Genomic DNA, 23,329 nt, shown 5'->3' on the forward strand with positions numbered 1-23,329 from the left:
GCACGCTCAGTAGGCGTACTGCGTCTGGGCGTTGAGCGACGTGAGCCGGACCCCGGCGGCCGGGTCGGTGCGCGGGTCGCGGATGCGCAGCACGTCCAGGCCGAGCTGGATGTCGCTGCTGTAGACGTGCCCGTTGTAGTAGTACGCCGACCAGGAGCCCGCCATGTCGCGCGGCTTGAAGGGGCCCCGGTCGAAGTAGCCGATCTCCTGCGGCCGGGCCGAGTCGGTGAAGTCCCAGACGGACACGCCGCCCTGGTACCAGCCCTGGACCATGATGTCCCGGCCCTTGACGGGGACGAGCGAGCCGTTGTGGGCGACGCAGTTCTCGGACCTGCCCTGCTCGCGCGGGATCTTGTAGTAGCTGCGGTGGACGAGCTTGCCGCCGGTGATGTCGTAGACGGCGTTGGCCCCGCGCTCCGGCCCGGTGCTCTTGAGGCAGGTGGCCGTCGAGCCGCCGCCGAGCTCGTCGGTGAAGACGACCTTGGTGCCGCTGTTGTTGAACGTGGCCGAGTGCCAGAAGGCGAAGTTCGCGTCGGTGACCCGGGCGGTGACCTTCGGGTGTTCGCGGTCGGAGATGTCCATCAGCACGCCGTCGCCCATGCAGGCCCCGGCGGCCAGGTTCCTGGACGGGTAGACGGTGATGTCGTGGCAGCCGCTGGTGGTGGCGCCGTCGCCGCGCTCGTTGCCGCCGTCGGGGAACAGCACCGGCCTGGCCACGATCCTGGCGGTCTTGGGCTTCTTGAGCGGCACCTTGACGATGGAGATCCGGTCGTGGGGCGGCTTGCAGTCGGGGAAGATGTCGCCGGGCCCGTAGGAGGAGACGTACAGGTAGACGGTGTCCTTGGACTTTCCCGGCACCAGCGTGTGGGTGTGGGAGCCGCAGGCGGTCTCGATGGACTTGATGTACTTCGGCCGCTTCTTGGAGCTGATGTCGAAGATGCGGATGCCTTCCCAGGCGCCCTTCTCGGTGGCCGAGGCGCCGGTGGTGCGGCACGAGTCGCCGGCGACCGATTCGTCCACCGACAGGAAGAGCAGGTCGTCCCTGACCGTGATGTCGCCCTGGGCGCCGTAGCAGGAGACCCGGCTGACGACCTTCGGCTTGGCCGGGTTCGCGATGTCGTAGACGGTGAAGCCGTGGTAGTTGCCCTGGTAGGCGTAGTGACCCTGGAAGGCGAGGTCGCTCTGCTTCGCCTGCCGCGACGCGAACGGGGCCTGTTTGGGCACGTTGGCCACGTGTTCGACGTTGGCGCTGGTCCGGACGTCGTCGGCCGCGTGGACCGGGGACGACGTCAGGATCAGCGCCGCTCCTGCCAGCGCCAGGGCGCGGACGGGTCTGGACGTCACGGAGGGACCTCCCAGGTGCACGATGATCGAGAGGTCCCCCACTATGTCAGGAAATGTCAGGGCTAGTGGTGGTGCCCCCGCTCCCGGTACGACTCCTGCGTCTGCGCGTTCAGGTCGTCGAACCGTACGCCGTTCGCCCGGTTGGTCCGCGGGTCGTTGATCTTGAGCACGTCGAGGCCCAGGTTGAAGTCGGAGCCGTAGATGTAGCCGTTGTAGTAGTACGCCGACCAGAACCCGCCGGACAGCGGCGGCGCGGTGTTGTCAGGCCCGCGCTCGAAGAAGGCGATCTCCTGCGGGTTGGCCGAGTCGGTGAAGTCGACCACCGAGATGCCGCCCTGGTACCACGCCTGGACCATGATGTCCTTGCCCTTGACCGGGATCAGCGAGCCGTTGTGCGCCACGCAGTTCTCGGTCGCGTCCTGGTGCCTGGCAATCTTGAAGTAGCTCTTGAACACGAGCTGGCCTCGGACGATGTCGTAGTAGGCGTTGGCGCCGCGGGTCGGGCCGATCTCCGGGTTGCAGGTGGCGCGGGAGCCGCCGCCGAGCTCGTCGGTGAAGACGACCTTGGTGCCGCTGTTGTTGAACGTGGCCGAGTGCCAGAAGGCGAAGTTCGTCTCGTCCCTGACGGTGGCGGTCACGCGGGGGCGTTCGGGGTCGCGGATGTCCATCAGGATGCCCTCGCCCATGCAGGCTCCGGCGGCGATGCCCTTCTCCGGGTAGGCGGTGATGTCGTGACAGCCGGTGGTGGCGGACTTGCCGTCGGGGTACTGGCCGGGCACGCCGGGGAAGCCGCCGTCGGGGAACAGGTTCGGCGCCGAGATGACCGACGCGGCGGCCGGGTCGCGCAGCGGCACCTTGATGATCGAGATCAGGTCGTGCGGCGGCTGGCAGTCGGGGAAGTTCGCGTTCGGGCTGTAGGAGGAGACGTAGATGTAGACGTTGCGGCCCCGGCGGTCGGGCACCAGCGTGTGCGTGTGGGAGCCGCAGTTGGTCTCGACCGACTTGATGTAGCGCGGGTTGGCCTTGTCGCTGATGTCGAAGATCCGGACGCCCTCCCACGACTCCTTGATCGAGGCGCTCTGACCCGTGCTGCTGCAGGAGTCGTCGCTGCGCGAGGAGTCGACGGAGCCGAAGAGCAGGTTGCCGTGGACCGACACGTCCATCTGGCCGCCGGGGCAGACCACGGAGCTGACCAGCGAGGTCCGCTTCGGCTTGCGGATGTCGTAGATGGAGAAGCCGTAGTAGTTGCCGACGTAGGCGTAGTCGCCCTGGAAGGCCATGTCGGTGTTGATGTCGGCCAGGGCTTCGGGCTTGGGCACGTTCGTGACGTGCGCGATGTTGGGGCTCATGACGATCTCGCCGGGAGCCGGGATGTCAGCCGCCTGCGCGGGAAGGCCGGCCATCGCCAACGCGATCACCGCTCCCACCAGCGTGAGGGCTCGTCGGGATGCCAACACCTATCCTCCTATAAAGGGGACATAAATGAATGAAATCGTCACCCGTGACGGCCGCGCCGACCAGCGCGCAAGATGTCAAAAGATATGCCGGTTTGCCCTCTTATAACGATCATTCTTACGATCTAGAATCCGCAGTTCCGACCGAAATCAGTCAGGAGGCTGGGTGCGCGCCGCGCTCAACGTCGTCGCCACGGGCACGCTGATCGTCCTGTCGGGGATCGCCCTGTCGGGCTGCACCTCCGGCGCCGAGCCGCAGCCGCCCCGGGCTGATTCCACCGCCCCCGTGATCGCGCCGGGCCGTCCCGGCGAGGAGGCCAGGACCCTCTCCCCCTCCGAGGCCGCCACCGCCGTCCCCGCGCCCAGCGCGAACGCCCCCGACGTCACCTACGTCCAGGACATGATCGTCCACCACCAGCAGGCGCTCGACATGGCGGTCCTGGCCCCGAGCCGGGCGGAGTCGGCCAAGCTCAAGAGCCTGGCCTCGCGCATCGCCGACACCCAGGGCCCGGAGATCCAGTGGATGCGCACCTGGCTCCAGGAGCAGGGCCAGCGCGTCCCCGACCACCACGCGGCCCACGCGGGCATGCCCGGCATGGCCACGCCCGAGCAGCTCGACCAGCTCAAGGCGGCCACCGGCAAGGAGTTCGACGCCCTGTTCCTGCGGCTGATGATCGCCCACCACCAGGGCGCGATCCAGATGTCCGAGCGCGTGCTGACCGGCGGCTCGCACATCAGGATCGAGGAGCTGGCCAACGACGTCGCCGTCACCCAGACGGCCGAGATCGGCCGGATGCGGGAGATGCAGGCCGGCTAGGAGCCCGAGCGCCAGGAGTGCAGGTAGGTCTCCTGGTCACCGGTCAGCTCGTCGATGGCGATCCCGGCCGCCGCCAGCTTGAGCCGCGCCACTTCCTGGTCGATGTCCTCCGGCACGTCGTACACGCCCGGCGCGAGCCCGGCCCGCTCCCGGGCGAGCCAGGCGACGGCCAGGGCCTGCGCGGAGAACGACATGTCCATCACGGCGGCCGGATGCCCCTCGGCGGCGGTCAGGTTGACCAGCCGGCCCTCGGCCAGCAGCAGCAGCCTGCGCCCGCCGGGCAGCACGTACTCGTCGGTGTTGGGGCGCACGGCCCGGTGCACCTCCTCGGCCAGCTCGTCCAGCGCCCGCACGTCGATCTCCACGTCGAAGTGCCCGGCGTTGGCCAGGATCGCGCCGTCCTTCATCGCCGCCAGGTGCTCGGCCCGGATCACGTCGCGGTTGCCCGTCACGGTGATGAACAGGTCGCCCGTCACGGCCGCCTGCTCCATCGGACGCACCTCGTACCCCTGGAGGGTGGCGTCGAGGGCCTTGACCGCGTCGATCTCCGTCACGATCACCCGCGCGCCGAGCCCCTTGGCCCGCTCCGCCACGCCGCGCCCGCAGTAGCCGAACCCGGCCACCACGACCGTGCGCCCGGCCAGCATGGTGTTGGTGGCGCGCATGATCCCGTCGAGCGTCGACTGCCCGGTGCCGTACCGGTTGTCGAACATGCGCTTGGTGCGGGTGTCGTTCACCGCCACGACCGGGAACCGCAACGCCTGCTCGGCGGCCATCTGCCGGAGCCTGATGATCCCGGTGGTGGTCTCCTCGCAGCCGCCGCTCACCCCGTCGAGCAGGTCGGTCCGCTCGGTGTGCAGGATGTTGACCAGGTCGCAGCCGTCGTCGAGCACCAGATCGGGGGCGAGGTCGAGGGCACGGTGGATGTGCCGGTAGTAGGCGGCGCGGTCGACGCCCGCCCGCGCGTGCACGGCCACGCCGTAGGAGCGCAGCGCCTCGGCCACGTCGTCCTGCGTCGACAGCGGGTTGGAGGCGGCCAGCGCGATCTCGGCCCCGCCCGCCTTGAGCGCCCCCATCAGCACCGCCGTCTCGGCGGTGACGTGCAGGCAGGCCGCGATCCGCAGCCCGGCGAGCGGCCGCTCGGCCGCGAACCGCTCCCCGATGGCGGTCAGCACCGGCATCGCGCGGGCAGCCCAGCTGATCTGCCGCTCCCCGCTCTCCCCCAGGTCCATCGACTCTCCTTACGACGGAGGAGCCGGCGCGCACCGCGCACCGGCTCCTCCGGGGCTTGCTGTCAGTAGCGGTAGTGGTCGCTCTTGTACGGGCCCTCCACGTGGACGCCGATGTAGGCGGCCTGCTCCTTGGTCAGCTCGGTGAGCTTGACGCCCAGCGCGTCGAGGTGCAGCCGGGCCACCTTCTCGTCGAGGTGCTTGGGCAGCGTGTAGACGCCGATCGGGTATTCGGCCGTCTTGGTGAACAGCTCGATCTGCGCGATCACCTGGTTGGTGAAGGAGTTGGACATGACGAACGACGGGTGGCCGGTGGCACAGCCCAGGTTCATCAGGCGGCCCTCGGCCAGCACGATGATCGAGTGGCCGTCGGCGAACACCCACTCGTCGACCTGCGGCTTGATGTTGCGCTTCTCGATGCCGGGGGTCTTGGCCAGGCCGGCCATGTCGATCTCGTTGTCGAAGTGGCCGATGTTGGACACGATGGCCTGGTGCTTCATCTGGGCCATGTGGTCGGCCCGGATGATGTTGAAGTTGCCGGTGGTGGTGACGAAGATGTCGGCGATGCCGACGACCTCCTCCAGCGTGGTGACCTGGAAGCCGTCCATCGCCGCCTGGAGGGCGCAGATCGGGTCGATCTCGGTGACGATGACGCGGGCGCCCTGGCCGCGCAGCGCGTCGGCGCAGCCCTTGCCGACGTCGCCGTAGCCGCAGACCACCGCGACCTTGCCGCCGATGAGCACGTCGGTGGCGCGGTTGAGGCCGTCGATGACCGAGTGGCGGCAGCCGTACTTGTTGTCGAACTTGGACTTGGTGACCGAGTCGTTGACGTTGATCGCCGGGAACAGCAGCTGGCCGTTCTTGTGCATCTCGTACAGGCGGTGCACGCCGGTGGTGGTCTCCTCGGTGACGCCCTTGACGCTCTCGGCGATCTTCGTCCAGCGCTTGTCGTCGCCGACCGTGCGGGTGAGCAGGTCGATGATGACGTGCCACTCCTCCGGGTCGTCGGCGGTGGCGGGGGGAACGGCGCCGGCCTTCTCGTACTCGGCGCCCTTGTGGACGAGGAGCGTGGCGTCGCCGCCGTCGTCGAGGATCATGTTGGGCGTGTCACCGCCGGGCCAGGTGAGCGCCTGCTCGGTGCACCACCAGTACTCCTCCAGCGTCTCGCCCTTCCAGGCGAAGACCGGGACGCCCTTGGGGTCCTCGGGCGTGCCGTCGGGGCCGACGACGACGGCCGCGGCGGCGTGGTCCTGGGTGGAGAAGATGTTGCAGCTCACCCAGCGTACCTCGGCGCCGAGCGCGACCAGGGTCTCGATGAGGACGGCGGTCTGGATCGTCATGTGCAGCGAGCCCATGATCTTCGCGCCGCGAAGGGGCTGGGAGGCCGAGTATTCCTTGCGGATCGCCATGAGGCCGGGCATCTCGTGCTCGGCGAGCCGGATCTCCTTGCGGCCGAAGTCGGCAAGTGAAAGGTCGGCGACCTTGAAGTCCATCGGGGTTCCCCTCGCATCACAATGTTGTCGCGACGAGTTTAGGCGTCTCCCCGCCCCGATCGCATCTCACAGAGAGCTAACCTGACGTAAGAATGTAAGGATGCGCATCACGGAAGCCGCGAGACGGCTCGGCATGTCTCCCAGGATGCTCCGCTACCGGGAGGCGCTCGGCCTGCTGCCTCCCGTGCGCGAGCAGGGCGCGCACCGCCGCTTCGGCCCCGAGGAGCTCGCCGCCGTCGCCCAGGGCGTGGAGCTGGAGAAACGCTTCGACGTCTCCCCCGCCGAGCTGGCCTTCGCCCTGCGCGCGCTCAGCGAGCCCGCCGTCGCCGCCGCCGTCCGCGACCTCGGCGTACGGATCGGCCGCATCCAGGTGCCGCGCCGGGCGCTGGACTTCGAGAAGGAGAAGGCCCTGCGGCTGCTGCGAACCCCGGGCTCCGGGCGGACGTCATAGAGGACATGAAAGAGCTCCTGATGGCCACCGTGCTCGCGTTGTCGCCGGTGCAGGCGCCCGGCACCACCGTCAAGGTCTACTTCTCCACGGGGCACGGCTTCCCCGGCAAGGTCGTCGCGGTCAAGCGGATTGCGCCCCACTCGGGCGTCGCCCGATTCGCCGTCGAGCAGCTCATCAAGGGCCCGACCGCCGCCGAGCACCGCCGCGGCCTCCGCTCCGAGCTGGGCAAGCAGATCCGCGGCGGCTCCGACTGCGGCGCCGACTTCTCTCTCACGATCAAGAGGGGTACGGCGACCCTCCGCTTCTGCCGGACCGTCTGGGGCAACGGCGTCGGCGGCGACGCGCGCATCCTGCGGACGATCGACGTGACGCTCAAGCAGTTCCGGAGCGTGAAGAAAGTCGTCACGCTGGACAAGAAGGGCCGCTGCCTGTTCGACATGTCCGACGCCGGCACGTCCTGCCGCACCGGCCACGAGTGAGCCCGGTCAGGCGTTGCTCGGCGACCGGTCCAGGTCGGGCTCCAGGTAGATGACCCGGGCGATCGGCACGGCCTCGCGGATGCGCCGCTCGGCCTCGTCGATGCCCGCGGCGACCTCGGCCGCCGTGTCGTTGTGGGTGACCGCGATCTTCGCGGCCACCAGCAGCTCCTCCGGGCCGATGTGCAGCGTCCGCATGTGGATCACGCGGTCGACCTGGGGCGTGGCGTCCAGGGCGGCCCGGATCTGGGTCTCCACCTCCGGCGCGGCGCCCTCGCCGACCAGCAGCGACTTGGTCTCGATGGCCAGCACGACCGAGATGACGGCCAGCAGCACACCGATCATCAGCGTGCCGACGGCGTCCCACCAGACGTCGCCGGTGATGACCGCCATGGAGACGCCGAACAGCGCGAAGATCAGGCCGAGCAGCGCGCCGAGATCCTCCAGCACGATGACCGGCAGCTCCGGCGACTTGGACCGGCGGATGAACGCGACCCACGACTGGTTGCCGCGCACCGCGTTGGACTCCTTGATCGCGGTGCGGAACGAGAACGCCTCGGCGATGATCGCGAAGATCAGCACCCCGAACGCCCACTGCGGCGACTCCACCGACGCGTGCGGATCGGACAGCTTGTGCCAGCCCTCGTACAGCGAGAACAGCGCGCCGATCGCGAACAGCACCACGGCCACCACGAACGCGTAGAAATAGCGCTCACGCCCGTAGCCGAACGGGTGCTTCTGGTCCCTCTCCCGCTGCGCCCGCTTGCCGCCCAGCAGCAGCAACGCCTGGTTGCCCGAGTCGGCCACCGAGTGGATGCCCTCGGCCAGCATCGAGGACGAACCGGTGACCGCTGCGGCCACGAACTTCGCCACCGCGATGGAGAGGTTCGCGGCCAACGCCGCAACAATCGCTTTCGTACCGCCGCTAGCACTCACCGGTCTTCTCCAGTCATACGATCACTACTGATGCCCGAACCGGGATCCTATTGGGTGATCCTGGACTTCAGCTCGGCAATGGGTGCAACAGTAGTCGGATCGATTCCATAACCGAGCGCCAGGTACGTGGCCGCGTAATCGGCCAGCCCGACCAGCGAGGCCATCCGCTCCAGCGGGTGCGCGCCCTCGGCGGCCAGCTCGCTCACCGGCACGCCCCGGTCCTGTGCGAGCCGCAGCACCGCCTCCCGCGTCTCGGCCACCCGAGGGTGCTCCTCGGTGTCGCGCAGCACGACCAGCCGGACCGTACGGCCGGTGTCGTCGTCGGAGAAGATGTCGCGCCCGGCCAGCGGCCCGTCGAGGACGGCCACCTGGTTGTGCGCGGCCTCCGGCAGCTCACCGGAGATCGCCGGATAACCGGCGTCGGTGTTGAGCCGGCAGGCCAGCCGGTAGGCGGCCACGGCGGTCGGCCGCGACGAGCCCCAGATCACCGGCACGCTCTCGGCCAGGTCGAGGGCCAGCGACTTGCCCGGGTTGATGAACGACTCGCTCGACGGCCGGCACCGGTGCGAGATGCCCTCCAGCATCTCCGCCACCCGCTCGTACAGCCCCTCGTCGGCCCGCGCCAGCCCCAGCGCGGCGGCGGCCACGACCAGCGGGATCGTCACCAGCCACAGGTCGGCCCGGTCGCGCCCGGCCACCGGCAGCGGCACGTAGACGGCGCCCGCCTGCGTGGCCAGCGCCTCCAGCGGCGACCCCGGCGCGCCCAGCGCCAGCAGCGCGCAGCCCCGGCGCACCGCCTCGGCGGCCACCGAGAGCGTCTCCTCCGTCTCGCCCGACCAGGAGATCGCGACCACCAGGTCGGTGGCCCCCACCCAGCCGGGCAGCTGGTAGGAGCGCAGCGTCACGACGGGCAGGGGGGCGCTGTTGCCGCAGACCGCGGCCAGCATGTCGCCCGCGAGCGCGGAGCTGCCCATGCCCGTGACCACGACCGCGCGCGGCCTGAGGTCACCGGCCAGCCGGTCGACGCCGGACTCGACGGCGCACCGGAGCCCCGTGCGCACCTGCGCCGCCGAGGCGGCCACCGCGAGCAGCATGCCGCCCGGGTCGCCTTCGCTCAGGTGCCGCTGGTCGTCGAGCCGCTCCGGCTCCCAGGTCACGGCTTCCTGGCCTCGTCGACGAGCAGCACGGGGATGTCATCCCGGACCGGATAGATCAGGCCGCAGCCGGTGCAGTCGAGCTCTTCGGAGTCGCTCTCGACACGCAACGGTGACTTGCACGCCGGGCAGGCCAGGATCTCCAGCAGCCAGTCGTCGATCTTCACTCGTCCACCTATCTCGCTCGCCATCGCCAAAACCGACCGTAACATCACGGCACCACTGGTCCGGTGGATTGCGCGGCCTTTCGGCCGCCGGTTCATCGAGTCTCGATGCCGAGATAGTCCTCGACGAACGCCGCCGTCTGCTCCCAGCCCTCGACCGCCACGCACTCCACGCCCATCGCCTTGACCGGGTAGTCGTTGCCGCCCTCGTCGAGCCGGTCGCCGACGAACAGCACGTCGTCGATCGTCAGCCCGAGGGCGTCGAGGAGCCGGCCGATGCCGTAGGCTTTGTCGACGCCCTTGTGGGTGATGTCGACGGAGGTCGAGCCGCCGCTGCGCACCTCCAGGCCGGGCAGCCGCTCCGACACGTGCGCGCACAGCAGGCGGCGCTTGGCGCCGTCGGGGTCCCAGGCGTACTTGGCGGCGGGCGGGGCCTGCTGGCCGAGCGCGGAGAAGGTGATCTGGCTGCCGCGGTCCTCGATGATCTCCCCCCAGGGGTCATCGGCCCACAGGCCCAGCTCCTTGGCGCTGCGGGTGAGCGCCTCGATGATCTCCGCCTTCTGGGGAGCGGTGAAGTCCTCGGCGTAGACGAGGTGCCAGTCGGAGTTCTGCCAGCGGTAGTAGCGCGTGCCGCAGGTCGGCATCAGGTGCAGCCTGGCGCGCTGGGCGTCGTCGATCGGCAGGTGGCGCAGCACCTGCGCCTGGAACTGGGAATACTGCCCGCCCGAGATCACGCACACGTCGACCAGGTCGAGCAGCCGGGCCAGCAGCCCCGCCATGCGGTCGTCGATGCGGGACTTGGACACCGCCAGCGTGTCGTCCAGGTCGAAGGCGACCAGGGAGAACTTGCGATTAATCGGAGCTCCTACGAATCGGCCGCGGACAGGTGCCTCGACTGTACCCGGCGCGACGGCAGGCGGCGCGTCAGCGATCGCGGTTGGGCTGGGTGGAGCGCAGGATGCGGAGGTGGCCCCGCCGGCCGACCTCGACGGCGTCGCCGACCGGCTCGACGCCGCGCGCGGCGCTGGGCCTGGCCGCCTCGCGCACCGCGTTGGCCAGCGCTTCGAGGTCGTCGGAGCTGGGGGAAGCGCCGTCGGTCGGCAGCCGCACGACCTCCCAGCCTCGGGGGGCGGTCAGCCGCTCGGCGTGTTCGGCGCACAGGTCATAACAGTGTGGCTCGGCGTACGTCGCCAGAGGGCCTAGTACAGCGGTCGAGTCGGCGTATACGTACGTGAGCGTGAAGACGGCAGGCTGACTGCAAGCAGTGCGGGAACAGCGGCGGACGGGGCTCACGGAGGGACCGTATCTGGTAAGAGTGCGAGGCGCCACTACCTGAGCGCTCTTAACGAGCGTGTCGCCACAATTCGGACACCTGTCGCAGCCTTTCCACCCACATGCCCCGATGGGGCCTGCCTTTAGACTTGCCGTGTGACTCTCAAGCGCGGTCCCAGGCGTCGTGACCGGCACGGTCGTGGTCTGCGCGGGCCGCTCGCGCCCTCGTACGTGCCCATGTCCCGGGCCCGTTCCGAACGCTTCGACGACCTGGTGCTCGACGCCGTCGACCGGTTGCGGCCCAAGTGGGGCAGGCAGCTCGCGGCGGTGGAGTTCGCGGTGGAGGACGTGCCGCCGCTGAGCGAGCTGAGCGACGGGCCGGGGTTCGGCGGCGGTCCGATCCCGTTCGGCCGGGCCGACACGGCCAAGGGCCAGGACCCTGCCTCGGTGGTGGTCTACCGGCGTCCGCTGGAGGCGCGGGCCCGCGACCGCGAGACGCTCGGCGCGCTGGTGCACGACACCGTGGTCGAGCAGGTGGCGACGCTGCTCGGGCTGTCGCCCGAGACGGTCGACCCGGGCTACGACGAGCGCTGAGCCCGGTCAGGGCAGCACGGCGAGCGGGGTGTCGGCGAGGGGCGGCAGCATCGTCCACGTCCGGGCCTGGGCCAGCGGCTGGGCGGTGAGGAGCAGGCCGGCGCGCTGCCGTTCCTCGATGACCCGGCCGCCGTAGACCTGCCCGGAGACCGGGGTCACGACGACGCCGAACGCGCCCTTGGCCTTCAGCGGCACGCTCGTGGTGCGCCCGGCGGGGACCTCCACCTCGGCGGGGCTGCCCGGCTCGCCGCGGGCCGGCACGATCTGCACCCGCACCCGGCCGGCCGCGCCCGGCGCGGTCAGCAGCAGCCGCGAGCCCGTGCCGTTGGCCGCGACGGCGCTGCCCAGGTCGAGCGGCGGCGTCCCGGCGGTGTAGGCGACGTCCTGCCGCCCGCCGGTCCCGGTGATCACCACTCCGGCGACGACGGGGGCGGTCGAGTCGAGCACCAGCCCGGCCGACTCGCCGCCGATGCCGGTGGTGACGTCGATCGCCAGTACCCCGCCCGCGGGCACGTCGACGCTCTCGCGGCCCTTCATCGCGTAGCGGGAGCCCTCGGTCACGGCGGTGATGCGCACGGTCGCGTCGGCCTCGCCCGGCGCCGCGACCAGCAGCTCCCGCCTGCCGCCTCCGCCGGGGATGCCGGGCACGACGATTTTCGTGGCGGGCGCGGCGGCGGCCGGCAGCCAGTCGGCGCCGCCCGTCTCCGGCGCGGCGCTCGCGGCCACGGCCACCCGGCCCACCAGGGAGGTCACGCTGACCGCCATCACGTCGGCGGACGGCGCCAGGTCGCGCAGGTCGATCTTCCGGCTCTTGCCGGGCGCGACCTCCAGGCCGAGGCCCGCCTCGCCGGACACCAGCCCTTCGGCCGCCCACACCTGGACGTCGGCCATGGCGGGCGTCTTGGCGGCGTTCGTCAGGTGCAGCGTGACCTCGGCGTTGGCCGGGCCCGGCCCGACCAGCCAGGTCTCGGCGGCCGGCTCGGCGCACCGCACCCCGGCCAGCCCGCGCCGGGCGCCCGAGAGCGCGCGGGTGACGAAGCCCGCCTCCAGGCCGCCGGGCCCGGTCACGGTGTACGGCTCGGCGTCCTTCATGGTCTCGCGTGACATCGTCCCGGGCAGGTAGACCGCCACGTCGGCGCCCTTGACGCCGGGGCAGACCGCGGTCGCCGACTCGACGCCCACCCGCTCGGGCTTGGCCGCCGCGCGTCCGGCCGGGGCGGGCTCGGTCACGTACGCGATCCCGTACAGGGCCAGGAGGGCGGCCAGGACGGCGGCGAGCGGCGCGAACCGGTGGCGCAGGATCGCCGTCATGAGACGCCCGCCAGGGCCGGGTCGGGGGTCCGGGCGGCTTCCTCGGCGGGCTCGCGCCGGCCGGGCGCGGCCATCACGACCGCGACCAGCACCAGCGCGCCCTGGAGCCACAGCCAGGGCGTGTGCATGAAGTGCGCGGGCCGGGCGGGGACCGGCGTGAGGGGTTCGGCGATCCGCCACAGGCCGCCGCTGTCGGACAGGCTCATGCGCTGGAGCGAGGGCTGCGAGTCGAGCGTCCTGGCGAGCTCGGGCCCGACCGGCGGCGCCACCGCCACCATCGCCACGCCGTGCTGGGCCAGGACCTCGGCGTCGTTACCGCCGCGCCCGCCCGCGAGGCCCTGCGCCGCGGCCGCCACCTTGGCGCGCTCGGGGGAGGCGACGGGCAGCTCCGCCTCGCCGATCAGCGGGGTGCGCCCGCGCAGCACGGTGAACTCGGCGCCCCGGATGAGCAGGGTGCGCTCGCCGTGGCGGGAGTTCATGACGGCCAGGGCGGGCAGCGGGTCGCGTGCGTCGCCGTCGAGCGGCCCGCGTACGCCCTGGACGATCCAGTGCCCGGCGGCCAGCAGCGGCGTGCTGAACGCCACCGCCGCCACCAGCCAGGCGGCGATCCTGCGCGGGCCGCCCCGGGCGCGGGCGGCGTCCAGGCGGGGGGCGCTGAGCGCGGCGAGCACGATCAGCGCGGCCCCGGCGACGGCCAGCGGCACGCCCGGCCACGCGGGTGCGCCCGCCACGCCGACCCGGCCCGCGATTAGGGCGATCACCAGCGCGAACAGCGCGATCCCCCAGCCGGACAGCACGACGATCCGGCCGCGTTCGGCCTGGGGGTCCGGCTTGGCCCGCCGTCCGGCGCGGGCGCGGTGGACGAACAGCGCGCCCAGCGCCACCGCCAGCAGCCCGCCCGTCACCCAGAACGGCGGCAGGCCGGGCCCGCCGGGGCTGAGCGTCAGCAGGTCGCGGGCGCCGAGCGCCGGGCTCACCAGGGCCGGGTCGTGCAGCCCGGCCTCCAGCAGGAACCTGCCCGGGTCCAGCACCAGCCCGCCCAGCCAGGGCAGCAGCAGCGCCACGGGCACGCCCAGCGCGATGGCCACCGGCACGAGGACGCCGGGCCGTACCGTGCGGAAGAGCACCACGGCGAGCACGCCGAGCACCAGGGCCATCGGCAGCAGCAGCGGCACGAACGCCGCGCCCACCGCCAGCACCAGCCCGAACCCCCACGCCGCCCGGCGCGATCGGCGCGCGTCCGGGCCGAGCAGGTGGGCGGCGAGCACCGCGCAGGCCGGCAGCAGCACCAGCACCGCCGCCGTGCCCAGCCGTCCCGACGCGACCGCGCCGGTCGCGACCGGCAGCAGCGCGTACGTGGCGGCCACCCACACGCGGACGCCGACGCCCGACTCGGTGGCGTCCGGCACCAGCCGCCGCGACGCCAGGTAGGCCGAGGCGCCCGCCAGCGGCACCGAGCCGAGCAGCAGCACCGACACGGCCGTCGAGGTCTGCCCGAAGGCGAGCGTGGACAGCGCCGCGAGCACCGCCACGTACGGCGGCGCCCAGTCGGCCGAGCCGGGCCCGAGATCGTGGAAGCCGCCCGTGTAGAACGCCCACAGGTCGCCCGCGCCGCCGGTCACCGGCACGAGCGCGCCGCCGCCGAGCCGTCCGGCCCCCAGCAGGGACCGCTCGGCCACCAGCGCGACCAGCGTGAGCCCGAACACCAGCAGCACGCCGGGCCGCCCGAGGAAGCGCTTGACCGGGTTGCCCTGCGGCGCCGGCGCCGGCGCGATCACCTCCTCCTCCGGGGCGGCGTGGTGGTGGCGGCCCGCCGAGTCGACCGGCCCCTCGCCCGCCAGGAAGCTCTGCACCATGTCGGTGAGGCGGCGCAGGCCCGCGCCGCGCGGCGTGAGCAGGCGGCTGATGCGTTTGTAGCCCTTCTTGCGGCCTTCGCGCCTGGCCCGCCGAGCCTTGGCCAGCCGCACCGGGTGCGCCAGGACCGAGCCGAGCGCGACCAGCTCGTCCAGGGCGTTCGCCGGCTGCTTGCCCAGCACGAACAGCACCGTGCGCGTCAGCGAGCCCGCCACGTTGCGCAGCAGCGCCCACAGCATCGCCAGGAACGGCAGGTTCGCCATCACGACGAAGATGCCGTTGCGCCGGTCGAGCCTGCGCGGATGGTCGCCGCTGACCGTCATGCGCCGTCTGCGGCGGGCCGACGCCTCGGCGTGCCAGGCCACGGCCTCGGTGACGGCCAGCACCCGGTGCCCGGCGTTGCGCACCCGCCAGCACAGGTCCAGGTCGTCGCGGAAGATCGGCAGGAACGGGTCCAGCCCGCCGGTCGCCTCCCACACGTCGCGCCTGATCAGCATGCCGGCGGTGGACACCGCCATGACCTCGCGGGTGCCGTCGTGCTGGCCCTGGTCGAACTCGCGGGCCTCCAGCCCGGTGTCGCGGCGGCCGGTGCGGCCGACGGTCACGCCGATCTCCAGCAGCAGCCGCCGGTCCAGCCAGTCACGCAGCTTCGGGCCGAGCACCGCCGCCTTGCGGTCCTCGTCGGCGGCGCGCAGCAGCGCCTCCAGGGCGCGGCGGTCGGGGGCGCAGTCGTCGTGCAGCAGCCACAGCCACTCGCCGTCGACGCCCGGTGGCAGCTTGCCGAGCACCTCGGCCACGGCGTCGCCGAAGCTCGCCGAACGGGGCAGCCTGAGCACGTTGGCGGAGCCGAGCGCCTGCGTGAGCAGGTCGGCCGAGCCGTCGCGGCTGCCGTTGTCGGCGCCCACCACCCGGTCCGGGCGGTAGCTCTGGCTCGCCAGGGCCTTCAAGGTCTCCCCGAGCCAGCGCCCGCCGTCGTGTGCGACGACGATCACGGTGACGAAGGGACGGGACATGCGGCTCCATTGGGCGGTGATCAAACGCCGCCACCTTACCGGTCGCACCGCCCACGGATACGGAAAAGGGTCACACGGGTGACCGCGTGACCCTTTCCACATCTATCCCTAAACGGCCTGGCGCTTGATCCGTCTGCGCTCCCGCTCGGACAGCCCACCCCAGATGCCGAAGCGCTCGTCGTGCTCGAGTGCGTATTCCAGGCACTCCGCACGCACTTCGCACGATCGGCACACCTTCTTGGCCTCTCGGGTGGAGCCGCCCTTTTCCGGGAAGAACGCCTCTGGATCCGTCTGCGCGCAGAGTGCGCGCTCCTGCCAGCCGAGTTCTTCAGCGTCAAGCTGATCCTGTGCGATGACCAGATCGGTCACTGCACACCTCCCTGCCGCCCGCCCGCAATGGAGCCCCCCATGGAACGCCTTCCTTGTACCCACCCACGGGAAGGCGTAACAACATGGTTGTAATTACACGCGTGTGCCGTACGTGGCGTCAAGCGGCATGCCGGTATCCGGGGGAAGACCAGCTCTCGCCCCGGTCGTGCCTGGCATCAGATGTTCGCGCCCGGTTTGCGCCGGGCGTGTTCAACGCTGTCAGCGGTCGGAACCGTATCAGGGCGGGATGAGCCCCGCCCTCCGGGCCACCTCTTCTCTAGCCGTCGTTTGCCGGTTCCTTACCTGCGTGGCTCATTCGGGGTGTATATGGCGGTCGGGTCGATCGGGTCGTCACCCTGGCGCGGCTGGTCCCCCAGCGCGTCACCGCGGATCGCCTGCTGGTCCAGGCGGATGGTCGAATCCGCCGGCTGCTGGCCCCAGCCGGGCTGCTGGTACTGGCCCTGCTGCGGCTCGTAGGCGGCCTGCGGCTGCTGCGGGTGACCGAACACGTCGTCGTGCCGCTGCGGCTGGCCGTACTCCGGGACGCGCAGGTCAGGCGCGGTGCCCACGCCCGACTGGTAGGAGTCGGCCTGCTGGTAGGCGTCCAGGAGCTGCTGCGAGCGCGGGTCCACCGGCGGGTCCGGCTCGTGCTGCGGCGCCCCGAACTCGTGGCCCGAATAGCCGGTGAACGGCTGGCCGCCCTGGCCGTGCTGCTGGCCCGGGTTCTGCTGGGCCTGCTGGCCCTGCTGGTCGAACGCCGACTGGCGGTCGTAGTAGGGCTGCTGCTGGTCCGGGTACGGCACGCTGGGCGCGGTCTCGCCCGACGGGTACGACGGGGCGTACGGGTTGGGCTGGTTGTGCACGTTCGGCTGGCTGTCGGCCGGGACGTACGGGGCCGGCTGATACTCCGACGGGGGCTGGTAGCCCGAGTCCGGCATCGTCTCCGACGGCGTGTAGGCCGCGTGCGCGGGCTGCTGCGGGGCGTACGGGTTCTGCGCCGGGGGGAACGCCTCGGTGGGGGGCGGGGCGTACTGCTCCTGGGCGGGCTGGGCGTACGGGTCCGCGGCCGGGGTGGCGTACTGCTGGTCCTGGGCGGGCGGGCTGTACGGGTCCTGGTTGTACTGCGGGGCCTCCTGCGCCTGCGCGGCGTAGGGGTCCTGGCTGTAGTGCTGGTCCTGGCCGTACTGCGGGGCCTCCTGGGCGTACGGGGGCGCGTCCTGGGCGTACTGGGGGCTGTACGGGTCCTGGGCGGGCGGGCCGTAGCCGCCGGAGTCCTGCTGCTGGTCGGACGGGGCCGCGGGCAGGGCCGCCCGGGGCTGGGGATACTGCTGGGCGGCCTGCTGGGGCTGGGGCTGCTGGACCGGCGGCTGGTAGGCGTCCTGCTGCGGCTGCTCCTGCGCGCCGGACGGCGGCTGCGGGCTGTAGGACTGCTGCTGGTACGGGGGCTGCTCCGGCTGGCCGCCGTAGCTCGGCGGCTGCTGACCGTAACCCTGCTGCGGGGCGGCCTGGGGCGCGGGCTGCTGGTTGGGCTGCTGGTTGGACTGCGGGGTGGGCTGCTGGCCGGGCTGCGGCATCCCCTGCTGGGGCTGCGCGTAGTCCGCCTGGGCCTGCTGGGGGGCGGGCTGCTGGCCGTAGTCCGGCTGGCCGTACTCCTGGCCGCCCTGCGACGGAGGCTGCTGGGCGTAACCCTGCTGCGGGAAGCCCTGCTGGCCGTAACCGGGCTGCTGGAACTGGCCCTGCGGGAACTGGCCCTGCTGGCCGTACCCCTGCTGGGGGAAGCCCTGACCGTACGGGGCCGCCGGGCGGCGCTCCGGCATGACCTGCGGCAGCAGGTACACCAGCGCGAGGGCCGTCAGCGCCAGCATCGGCACGCCCGTCAGCAGGAACTCCACGGTCGAACGCGCGGTGTTGCCCGCGAACAGGCCGAGCAGCAGCGCCAGCGCGCCGAACACGGCCGCCGCGGCCAGCGCCCCGGCCGCGATGTACGCGACGGGCTTGGCCTTGGCCGACGGCGGGCCGACCTTGGTCAGCAGCAGCACCGCGCCGAGCAGCAGCGTGGTGATCACCGGGCTGGTCAGGCCGGAGAAGTGCATGTAGGCGCGCTCGGTGAAGTCCGCGCTGGTCGAGCCGATCAGAATCCGGCCGATGGTCAGCAGGATGTCCAGGCCACCGGCGGCCAGCATGATCCAGGCGGCCGGCTCCTTCAGCCTGGCGACGTCAAAGTTGCTCACAAGTACCCCCATCGGACCCTTTAGCCCGAAGGGAGTTTGCCACATCACCGACTTGTCCGGCGGGAGTCCCAGGAAGCTCGCAGATCTCAATAGTCGCTCTTTTCCCCGCATATCAGGGTTTTGCGGGCCGTCAAGAAAAGGGGAAAAACGGTCCCGGGACGGGGGGTGGAAGACTGTTCCGCATGCACATCGTGACCCTCGCCGGCGGCATCGGCGGCGCCCGCTTCCTGCGCGGACTCCGCACGACCGCGCCCGCCGACCAGATCACCGTCATCGGCAACACCGGCGACGACATCACCCTTTTCGGCCTGCGCGTCTGCCCCGACCTCGACACCGTCATGTACACCCTCGGCGGCGGCATCGACGAGCAACAAGGCTGGGGGCGCGCCGACGAGACCCACGTCGTCAAGGACGAACTGGCCGCCTACGGGGTCGAACCCCAATGGTTCGGGCTGGGCGACCGCGACTTCGCCACCCACATCGTGCGCTCCCAGATGCTCGAAGCCGGCTACCCGCTCTCCCAGATCACCGAGGCGCTGTGCGCCCGCTGGCAGCCCGGCGTACGGCTGCTGCCCATGACCGACGACCGGTGCGAGACCCACGTGGTCATCGACGACGAGCGCGGCCGGCGCGCCGTCCACTTCCAGGAATGGTGGGTGCGCCTGCGCGCCTCCGTCCCCGCCGAGTCGATCGCCCTCGTCGGCGTCGAGTCGGCCAAGCCCGCCCCCGGCGTCCTCGAGGCGATCGCCGACGCCGACGTGGTCATCCTGCCGCCATCCAACCCCGTCGTCAGCATCGGCACCATCCTCCAGGTGCCGGGCATCCGCGACGCCCTGCTCCCCAAGACCGTCGTGGGCGTCTCCCCCATCATCGGCGGCGCCCCCGTGCGCGGCATGGCCGACGCCTGCCTGACCGCCATCGGCGTCGAGACCAGCGCCCAGGCGGTCCTCTCCCTGTACGGGTCCGACCTGCTCGACGGCTGGCTGGTCGCGCCGGAGGACGCCGGCGTCGCCCTCGACGGCGTACGCGTCGAGGCCCGGCCCCTGCTCATGTCCGACCCCGCGGCCACGGCCGCCCTCGCCCGCGCCGCCCTCGACCTCGCCCAGGAGCTCACCTCATGACCCACCCCGCACAGCCCCAGGCAACCCCCACGCCGGCAGGCGCCCGCCCGTCCGGTACGCCCTCCCCCGCCGCACGGGGTGCGCTTTCCTTGGGAGAGGAAGCACAGGGCACCTCCCCCGCACCCGCCGCAGAGAATGCGCCTTCCTCTTGGGAGGGGGCCGCGGGTGAGCGGGTCGAGGTGGTGCCGGTGGTGGGGATCGGAGAGGTGCGGCCGGGGGACGACCTCGCGGCGCTCGTCCCCGGGGTGCGCGACGGGGACATCGTCGTCGTCACGTCCAAGATCGTGAGCAAGGCCGAGGGGCGGGTCAGGGAGGCGCCGGACCGGGCGAAGGCGATCGAGGACGAGACGGACCGGGTCGTCGCGAGGCGCGGCGACACGGTGATCGCCCAGACGCGCCACGGTTTCGTGATGGCCGCCGCCGGGGTGGACGCGTCCAACACCGACCCGGGGACGGTGCTGCTGCTGCCGGAGGATCCGGACGCGTCGGCGCGGCGGATCCGGGCGGGGCTGGGCGGCCGGGTCGGGGTGATCGTGTCCGACACGTTCGGCAGGCCGTGGCGGCAGGGGCTGACGGACGTGGCGATCGGGTCGGCGGGCGTGGTGACGACGGCCGACTTCCGGGGTTCGCGGGACGCGTACGGCAATCCGCTGAGTGCGACGGTGACGGCGCTGGTGGACGAGATCGCGGCCGCCGCGGAGCTGGTCAAGGGCAAGCTGGACGGCGTTCCGGTGGCGATCGTGCGGGGGCTGGGGCATCTGGTGACGGAGGAGGACGGGCCGGGGGTGCGTCCGCTGGTGCGTCCGGCGGACGAGGACCTGTTCCGGTACGGGTCGCGGGACGTGGTGTTCGCGCGCCGGACGATCCGGGAGTTCGGCGACCGGCCGGTGGATCCGGATGCGGTGCGGCGGGCGGTGGCTGCGGGGATCGCGGCGCCGGCGCCGCATCACACGACGCCGTGGCGGTTCGTGCTGGTGGAGTCGGCGCAGACGCGGCTGCGGCTGGTGGACGCGATGCGGGAGGCGTGGATCGAGGATCTGCGCGGCGACGGTTTCTCCGAGCAGTCGATCGCCAAGCGGGTCAGGCGGGGTGACGTGTTGCGCAACGCGCCTTATCTGGTGGTGCCGTGCCTGGTGATGGAGGGCTCGCACACCTACCGCGACGAGCGGCGCAACGCTGCGGAGCGGGAGATGTTCGTGGTGGCGATGGGCGCGGGCGTGGAGAACTTCCTGGTCCAGCTCGCGGTGGAGGGGCTGGGGTCGGCGTGGGTGTCGTCGACGATGTTCTGCCGTCCGGTGGTGCGGAAGGTGCTGGACCTGCCGGAGGAGTGGGACCCGATGGGCTGTGTGGCGGTGGGCCATGCCGCTGCGCCACCGCGGGACCGGGCGCCGCGTGACGCGCTGGACTTCATCGTGTCCCGCTGACTGATATTTCGAGCCACAGTCACGTAACGGTTTACCGTTAGGAAACTTTCCTTTACATTTGGGCCATCCCCCCAAGTAGAGGAGCCACTAGATGAAGAGGTTGCTCACGTTACTCTCCGTCGTGGCGATTGCGGTCGCCACGGTGGTCTTCAACACCTCACCGGCCCTGGCCCACGGGTACGTCAACTCGCCGCCCAGCCGCCAGGCCCACTGCGCCCAGGGGCGCGTCGCCAACTGCGGCGACATCATCTACGAGCCGCAGAGCGTCGAAGGCCCCAAGGGCCAGCGCAACTGCCACGGCGGAGTCGGGCGGTTCGCCCAGCTCAGCGATGAGAGCAAGCCGTGGCCCGTCACCTCGGTGGGCACCAGCGTCAACTTCAACTGGCGGCTCACCGTCCAGCACGCCACCAGCACGTGGGAGTACTACGTCGGCGGCACCCGGGTGGCCGTCTTCAACGACGGCGGCAAGCGACCCCCGGCATCGGTGTCACACACTGTGAACCTGAGCCAGTTCCCCGGCCGGCAGAAGGTGCTGGCCATCTGGAACATCGCCGACACCGCCATGGCCTTCTACGCCTGCATCGACCTCCAGGTCGGCGGCGGCGGCCCCGGCACCCCGACGCCCACGCCCACCCCGACCCCGACCCCGACGCCGACCGACACGCCCACCAACCCCCCGGGCGGCACCTGGACCGCGGGCACCGCGTACACCGCGGGCTCGACGGTCACCTACGGCGGCGCCACCTACCGCTGCCTCCAGCCGCACACCGCGATCAACGGCTGGGAGCCGCCCAACGTCCCCGCCCTATGGGGCAGGGTCTGACCTGAAATGACCGAAGGGGGCGCCCGCCCACCTGGGCGCCCCCTTCTCCATGCCCGGGTTCGTCACGCCCCCGGCCGGCAGGTCGGGTGACACAGGCGCCGGGCCAGGGCGGCGAGGAACACGTCGATGATCTCGCCCGGCTCCTGGGCCACGTGCAGGGAGCCGTTGGTGGCCGAGGTGACGGCCGTCAGCCCGGCGCGGTCGACGTCCTTGCCGAAGGCGATGACGACGATCTGCACCGGCCGGTCCGCGTCCCACTCCTCGCGCAGCTCGGCCAGCAGCTCCGCCTGGGAGACCCCGCCGCCGTCGTCCCTGCCCGCGGTGATCACCAGCAGCGTGTTGTTCATGTCCTCCCGGTACGCCGCGCCCACCTTGCGGAAGCCGTCCAGGATCGCCTCGTACAGCGAGCTGCCGCGCTTGGGGTGGGCGGTGATCGTGCCGGTGAGCTCGTTCAGCCGGCTGCGCCTGACGACCTGGCCGCTCTCTGGCCGGTCGATCGGCCCCAGGCTCACCAGCTCCCGGTGGTCCTCGCTGCCGCCGAGCCGGTCGGCGAACTCCCACAGGCCCATGTGCGTCGAGTTCGGGAAGAGCGCCAGGCCGGTCCTGGCGGCGGCCAGCGCCACCTCGACGCGGGTGGTGTCGCCCAGGGGCTCGGCCATGTGCTTGGAGGTGTCGCTGAGCACCAGGATGTTCGTCGGCGGGGCCAGCCTGCTCCAGGCCAGCAGCGCCTCGTCGATGTCCTCCGGCGACACCGAGGGCCGCACCCGGGGCGTGGCGTCCGGGCCGGGCGCGAGCGGCCCCTGCGAGCCGTCGCCGGAGCGGAACCCGGCCCGGCGGACGATCTCCTGCGCCTGCGGCTCGCCCAGCCAGGCGGCGAAGGCGGCGGACGCCTCCGCGACGGCCGGATCGGTCGCGGTCACCACGTACGGGTAGTCGAGCGTGATCGTGCCCTCGCGCGGGTGCAGGGCGACGACCGGATCGGCCGACGGGCCCCGGCCGGTGTGCTCGCGCACCGACTGCTCCGGCACGATGACGACCGGCCGCTTCCAGAACGTGCGGTCGTCGACGGCCTCCAGCATGCTGCGGTAGTCGGGCGCGGACCCGGCCTGGGCCCACCGCACGAACGCCGTCAGCGCCTTGTCGGCCTCCGGCCCGGCGCCGACGACGTCGCGGGCCGCCGCCACCGTGGCGATCCCGGCCCCGGCCAGCGACGGGTCCGGCACCCGTACGACGTCGGGCTCCTCCTCGGTCGGCGTCAGCCGGCCGCGCAGCGTCGGCGGGAACACCATCCGCCAGTTCATCTCCGTGTTGCCCACCGCGAAGCGCTCGGCCAGCGACGACCGGGTGGCGAACACCAGCGGCGAGGTCGCCACCACCCGCTCGCCCGCCGGCAGCGACCGCGCGCCCTGCTTGCGGGCCAGCCGGATCCACGCCGACGAGTCGGTGATCCAGCCGTCGGGCCGCTCGCGCAGCACGCCCGCCCGGTCGCCGATCAGCGTGCGCAGCACGGTGGCGGGCGGCTGCTCGGTCACCTGGACGAGCACGCAGCGCCCGCCCACGCTCGCCCGCGTGCCGTTGAACCGCCCCGCCGCCTCCATCACGGCGGGCGCCACGTCCACCGCCGCCGCCACGTCGACCAGAACAGGCTCTCGCGCGGTGCACAGCGCGCCCGTGCCGCCGGACACCAGGACGATCCCGCCGGCCAGCACGGCCACGGCCGCCAGGCCGGCCAGCATGCCGCGTTGGAGCGCCTTCCTCCGTCTCTGCCTGGGAGACAGCGCGGCGCGGTGTCGCCCTAA

The 23,329-nt window shown here is 72.0% G+C and carries 20 protein-coding genes and 1 pseudogene; 7 read left to right on the forward strand and 14 right to left on the reverse strand.

Going from position 1 to position 23,329, the window contains the following annotated elements; all coding sequences use genetic code 11:
• Positions 1 to 6: 6 nt before the first annotated feature.
• A complete protein-coding gene (locus KME80_RS02135) occupies positions 7 to 1,344 on the reverse strand; it encodes an LVIVD repeat-containing protein (protein ID WP_308125582.1) in 1,338 nt (445 codons plus the stop codon).
• Between the two features lie 62 nt (positions 1,345 to 1,406).
• Positions 1,407 to 2,801, reverse strand: a complete 1,395-nt coding sequence (locus tag KME80_RS02140) for an LVIVD repeat-containing protein (protein WP_219499631.1) — start codon at positions 2,799 to 2,801, stop codon at positions 1,407 to 1,409.
• A 163-nt stretch (positions 2,802 to 2,964) separates the two neighbouring features.
• Between KME80_RS02140 and KME80_RS02145 the strand changes: the two genes are divergently transcribed.
• Positions 2,965 to 3,615 carry a DUF305 domain-containing protein gene (locus KME80_RS02145; RefSeq protein ID WP_219499633.1) on the forward strand — a complete coding sequence of 217 codons (651 nt, stop codon included), beginning with the start codon at positions 2,965 to 2,967 and terminating at the stop codon, positions 3,613 to 3,615.
• Here the strand turns inward: KME80_RS02145 and KME80_RS02150 are convergent.
• Together KME80_RS02150 and ahcY are read right to left on the reverse strand one after the other, a co-directional pair.
• Positions 3,612 to 4,847 (reverse strand): adenosylhomocysteinase, encoded by a 1,236-nt coding sequence (locus tag KME80_RS02150; RefSeq protein WP_219499635.1) that lies wholly within the window; start codon positions 4,845 to 4,847, stop codon positions 3,612 to 3,614. The two genes, KME80_RS02145 and KME80_RS02150, sit on opposite strands and share 4 nt — an antisense overlap.
• 62 nt (positions 4,848 to 4,909) lie before the next feature.
• The gene (gene ahcY, locus KME80_RS02155) at positions 4,910 to 6,337 is read right to left on the reverse strand and encodes an adenosylhomocysteinase (protein ID WP_219499636.1); all 1,428 of its coding nucleotides are present in this window, start codon (positions 6,335 to 6,337) and stop codon (positions 4,910 to 4,912) included.
• 100 nt (positions 6,338 to 6,437) lie between these two features.
• Here ahcY and KME80_RS02160 point away from each other — a divergent pair, with 100 nt between their 5' ends.
• Both KME80_RS02160 and KME80_RS02165 read left to right on the forward strand, forming a co-directional pair.
• A complete protein-coding gene (locus tag KME80_RS02160; protein ID WP_219499638.1) occupies positions 6,438 to 6,788 on the forward strand; it encodes a MerR family DNA-binding transcriptional regulator in 351 nt (116 codons plus the stop codon).
• A gap of 5 nt (positions 6,789 to 6,793) precedes the next feature.
• A complete protein-coding gene (locus KME80_RS02165) occupies positions 6,794 to 7,267 on the forward strand; it encodes a GerMN domain-containing protein (protein WP_219499640.1) in 474 nt (157 codons plus the stop codon).
• A gap of 6 nt (positions 7,268 to 7,273) precedes the next feature.
• On the opposite strand, the gene KME80_RS02170 is transcribed toward KME80_RS02165, so the two are convergent.
• From KME80_RS02170 to KME80_RS02190, 5 genes are all read right to left on the reverse strand, one after another.
• Positions 7,274 to 8,200 carry a cation diffusion facilitator family transporter gene (locus KME80_RS02170; RefSeq protein WP_219499642.1) on the reverse strand — a complete coding sequence of 309 codons (927 nt, stop codon included), beginning with the start codon at positions 8,198 to 8,200 and terminating at the stop codon, positions 7,274 to 7,276.
• A 47-nt stretch (positions 8,201 to 8,247) separates the two neighbouring features.
• Positions 8,248 to 9,357 carry an SIS domain-containing protein gene (locus tag KME80_RS02175; RefSeq protein ID WP_219499644.1) on the reverse strand — a complete coding sequence of 370 codons (1,110 nt, stop codon included), beginning with the start codon at positions 9,355 to 9,357 and terminating at the stop codon, positions 8,248 to 8,250.
• Positions 9,354 to 9,521: a Trm112 family protein gene (locus KME80_RS02180; RefSeq protein WP_219499647.1), complete on the reverse strand. Its 168-nt coding sequence runs from the start codon at positions 9,519 to 9,521 to the stop codon at positions 9,354 to 9,356. The genes KME80_RS02175 and KME80_RS02180 overlap by 4 nt, the downstream gene beginning before the upstream one ends.
• 92 nt (positions 9,522 to 9,613) lie before the next feature.
• Entirely contained in the window at positions 9,614 to 10,450 is an 837-nt protein-coding gene (locus tag KME80_RS02185; RefSeq protein WP_372455325.1) for an HAD-IIB family hydrolase, read from the reverse strand.
• Entirely contained in the window at positions 10,443 to 10,811 is a 369-nt protein-coding gene (locus KME80_RS02190; protein WP_219499649.1) for a DUF3499 domain-containing protein, read from the reverse strand. Before KME80_RS02190 ends, KME80_RS02185 begins: the two co-directional genes overlap by 8 nt.
• A gap of 135 nt (positions 10,812 to 10,946) precedes the next feature.
• Here KME80_RS02190 and KME80_RS02195 point away from each other — a divergent pair, with 135 nt between their 5' ends.
• Positions 10,947 to 11,384 carry a metallopeptidase family protein gene (locus tag KME80_RS02195; RefSeq protein ID WP_308125583.1) on the forward strand — a complete coding sequence of 146 codons (438 nt, stop codon included), beginning with the start codon at positions 10,947 to 10,949 and terminating at the stop codon, positions 11,382 to 11,384.
• A 6-nt stretch (positions 11,385 to 11,390) separates the two neighbouring features.
• On the opposite strand, the gene KME80_RS02200 is transcribed toward KME80_RS02195, so the two are convergent.
• From KME80_RS02200 to KME80_RS02215, 4 genes are all read right to left on the reverse strand, one after another.
• Entirely contained in the window at positions 11,391 to 12,695 is a 1,305-nt protein-coding gene (locus KME80_RS02200; protein ID WP_219499652.1) for a DUF5719 family protein, read from the reverse strand.
• Positions 12,692 to 15,562, reverse strand: a complete 2,871-nt coding sequence (locus KME80_RS02205; protein WP_219499662.1) for a glycosyltransferase — start codon at positions 15,560 to 15,562, stop codon at positions 12,692 to 12,694. The genes KME80_RS02200 and KME80_RS02205 overlap by 4 nt, the downstream gene beginning before the upstream one ends.
• Positions 15,563 to 15,670: 108 nt before the next feature.
• Positions 15,671 to 15,931 (reverse strand): WhiB family transcriptional regulator, encoded by a 261-nt coding sequence (locus KME80_RS02210; protein ID WP_049564653.1) that lies wholly within the window; start codon positions 15,929 to 15,931, stop codon positions 15,671 to 15,673.
• A 299-nt stretch (positions 15,932 to 16,230) separates the two neighbouring features.
• Positions 16,231 to 18,162 carry a hypothetical protein gene (locus KME80_RS02215; RefSeq protein ID WP_219499664.1) on the reverse strand — a complete coding sequence of 644 codons (1,932 nt, stop codon included), beginning with the start codon at positions 18,160 to 18,162 and terminating at the stop codon, positions 16,231 to 16,233.
• A 182-nt stretch (positions 18,163 to 18,344) separates the two neighbouring features.
• Between KME80_RS02215 and cofD the strand changes: the two genes are divergently transcribed.
• From cofD to KME80_RS02230, 3 genes and pseudogenes are all read left to right on the forward strand, one after another.
• Positions 18,345 to 19,283, forward strand: a complete 939-nt coding sequence (cofD, locus tag KME80_RS02220) for a 2-phospho-L-lactate transferase (RefSeq protein ID WP_219499666.1) — start codon at positions 18,345 to 18,347, stop codon at positions 19,281 to 19,283.
• A gap of 161 nt (positions 19,284 to 19,444) precedes the next feature.
• Positions 19,445 to 20,707 (forward strand): annotated as a pseudogene (locus KME80_RS02225) (coenzyme F420-0:L-glutamate ligase); the annotation flags it as partial.
• A gap of 91 nt (positions 20,708 to 20,798) precedes the next feature.
• Positions 20,799 to 21,530, forward strand: coding sequence for a lytic polysaccharide monooxygenase (locus tag KME80_RS02230; RefSeq protein ID WP_219499670.1), 732 nt, complete (start codon positions 20,799 to 20,801; stop codon positions 21,528 to 21,530).
• A 62-nt stretch (positions 21,531 to 21,592) separates the two neighbouring features.
• On the opposite strand, the gene KME80_RS02235 is transcribed toward KME80_RS02230, so the two are convergent.
• Positions 21,593 to 23,266 carry a substrate-binding domain-containing protein gene (locus tag KME80_RS02235; protein ID WP_219499672.1) on the reverse strand — a complete coding sequence of 558 codons (1,674 nt, stop codon included), beginning with the start codon at positions 23,264 to 23,266 and terminating at the stop codon, positions 21,593 to 21,595.
• Positions 23,267 to 23,329: the final 63 nt, after the last annotated feature.

The sequence above is a fragment of the Nonomuraea ceibae genome, assembly GCF_019396325.1.
In the GTDB taxonomy this organism is placed as follows: Bacteria; Actinomycetota; Actinomycetes; order Streptosporangiales; family Streptosporangiaceae; genus Nonomuraea; species Nonomuraea ceibae.

Excerpts from the sequence above, each read along its gene's own strand:
- KME80_RS02150 (WP_219499635.1), bottom strand. The coding sequence starts at position 4,847 with ATGGACCTGGGGGAGAGCGGGGAGCGGCAGATCAGCTGGGCTGCCCGC.
- ahcY (WP_219499636.1), bottom strand. The coding sequence starts at position 6,337 with ATGGACTTCAAGGTCGCCGACCTTTCACTTGCCGACTTCGGCCGCAAG.
- KME80_RS02160 (WP_219499638.1), top strand. The coding sequence starts at position 6,438 with ATGCGCATCACGGAAGCCGCGAGACGGCTCGGCATGTCTCCCAGGATG.
- KME80_RS02165 (WP_219499640.1), top strand. The coding sequence starts at position 6,794 with ATGAAAGAGCTCCTGATGGCCACCGTGCTCGCGTTGTCGCCGGTGCAG.
- KME80_RS02200 (WP_219499652.1), bottom strand. The coding sequence starts at position 12,695 with ATGACGGCGATCCTGCGCCACCGGTTCGCGCCGCTCGCCGCCGTCCTG.
- KME80_RS02205 (WP_219499662.1), bottom strand. The coding sequence starts at position 15,562 with ATGTCCCGTCCCTTCGTCACCGTGATCGTCGTCGCACACGACGGCGGG.
- cofD (WP_219499666.1), top strand. The coding sequence starts at position 18,345 with ATGCACATCGTGACCCTCGCCGGCGGCATCGGCGGCGCCCGCTTCCTG.
- KME80_RS02230 (WP_219499670.1), top strand. The coding sequence starts at position 20,799 with ATGAAGAGGTTGCTCACGTTACTCTCCGTCGTGGCGATTGCGGTCGCC.
- KME80_RS02235 (WP_219499672.1), bottom strand. The coding sequence starts at position 23,266 with ATGCTGGCCGGCCTGGCGGCCGTGGCCGTGCTGGCCGGCGGGATCGTC.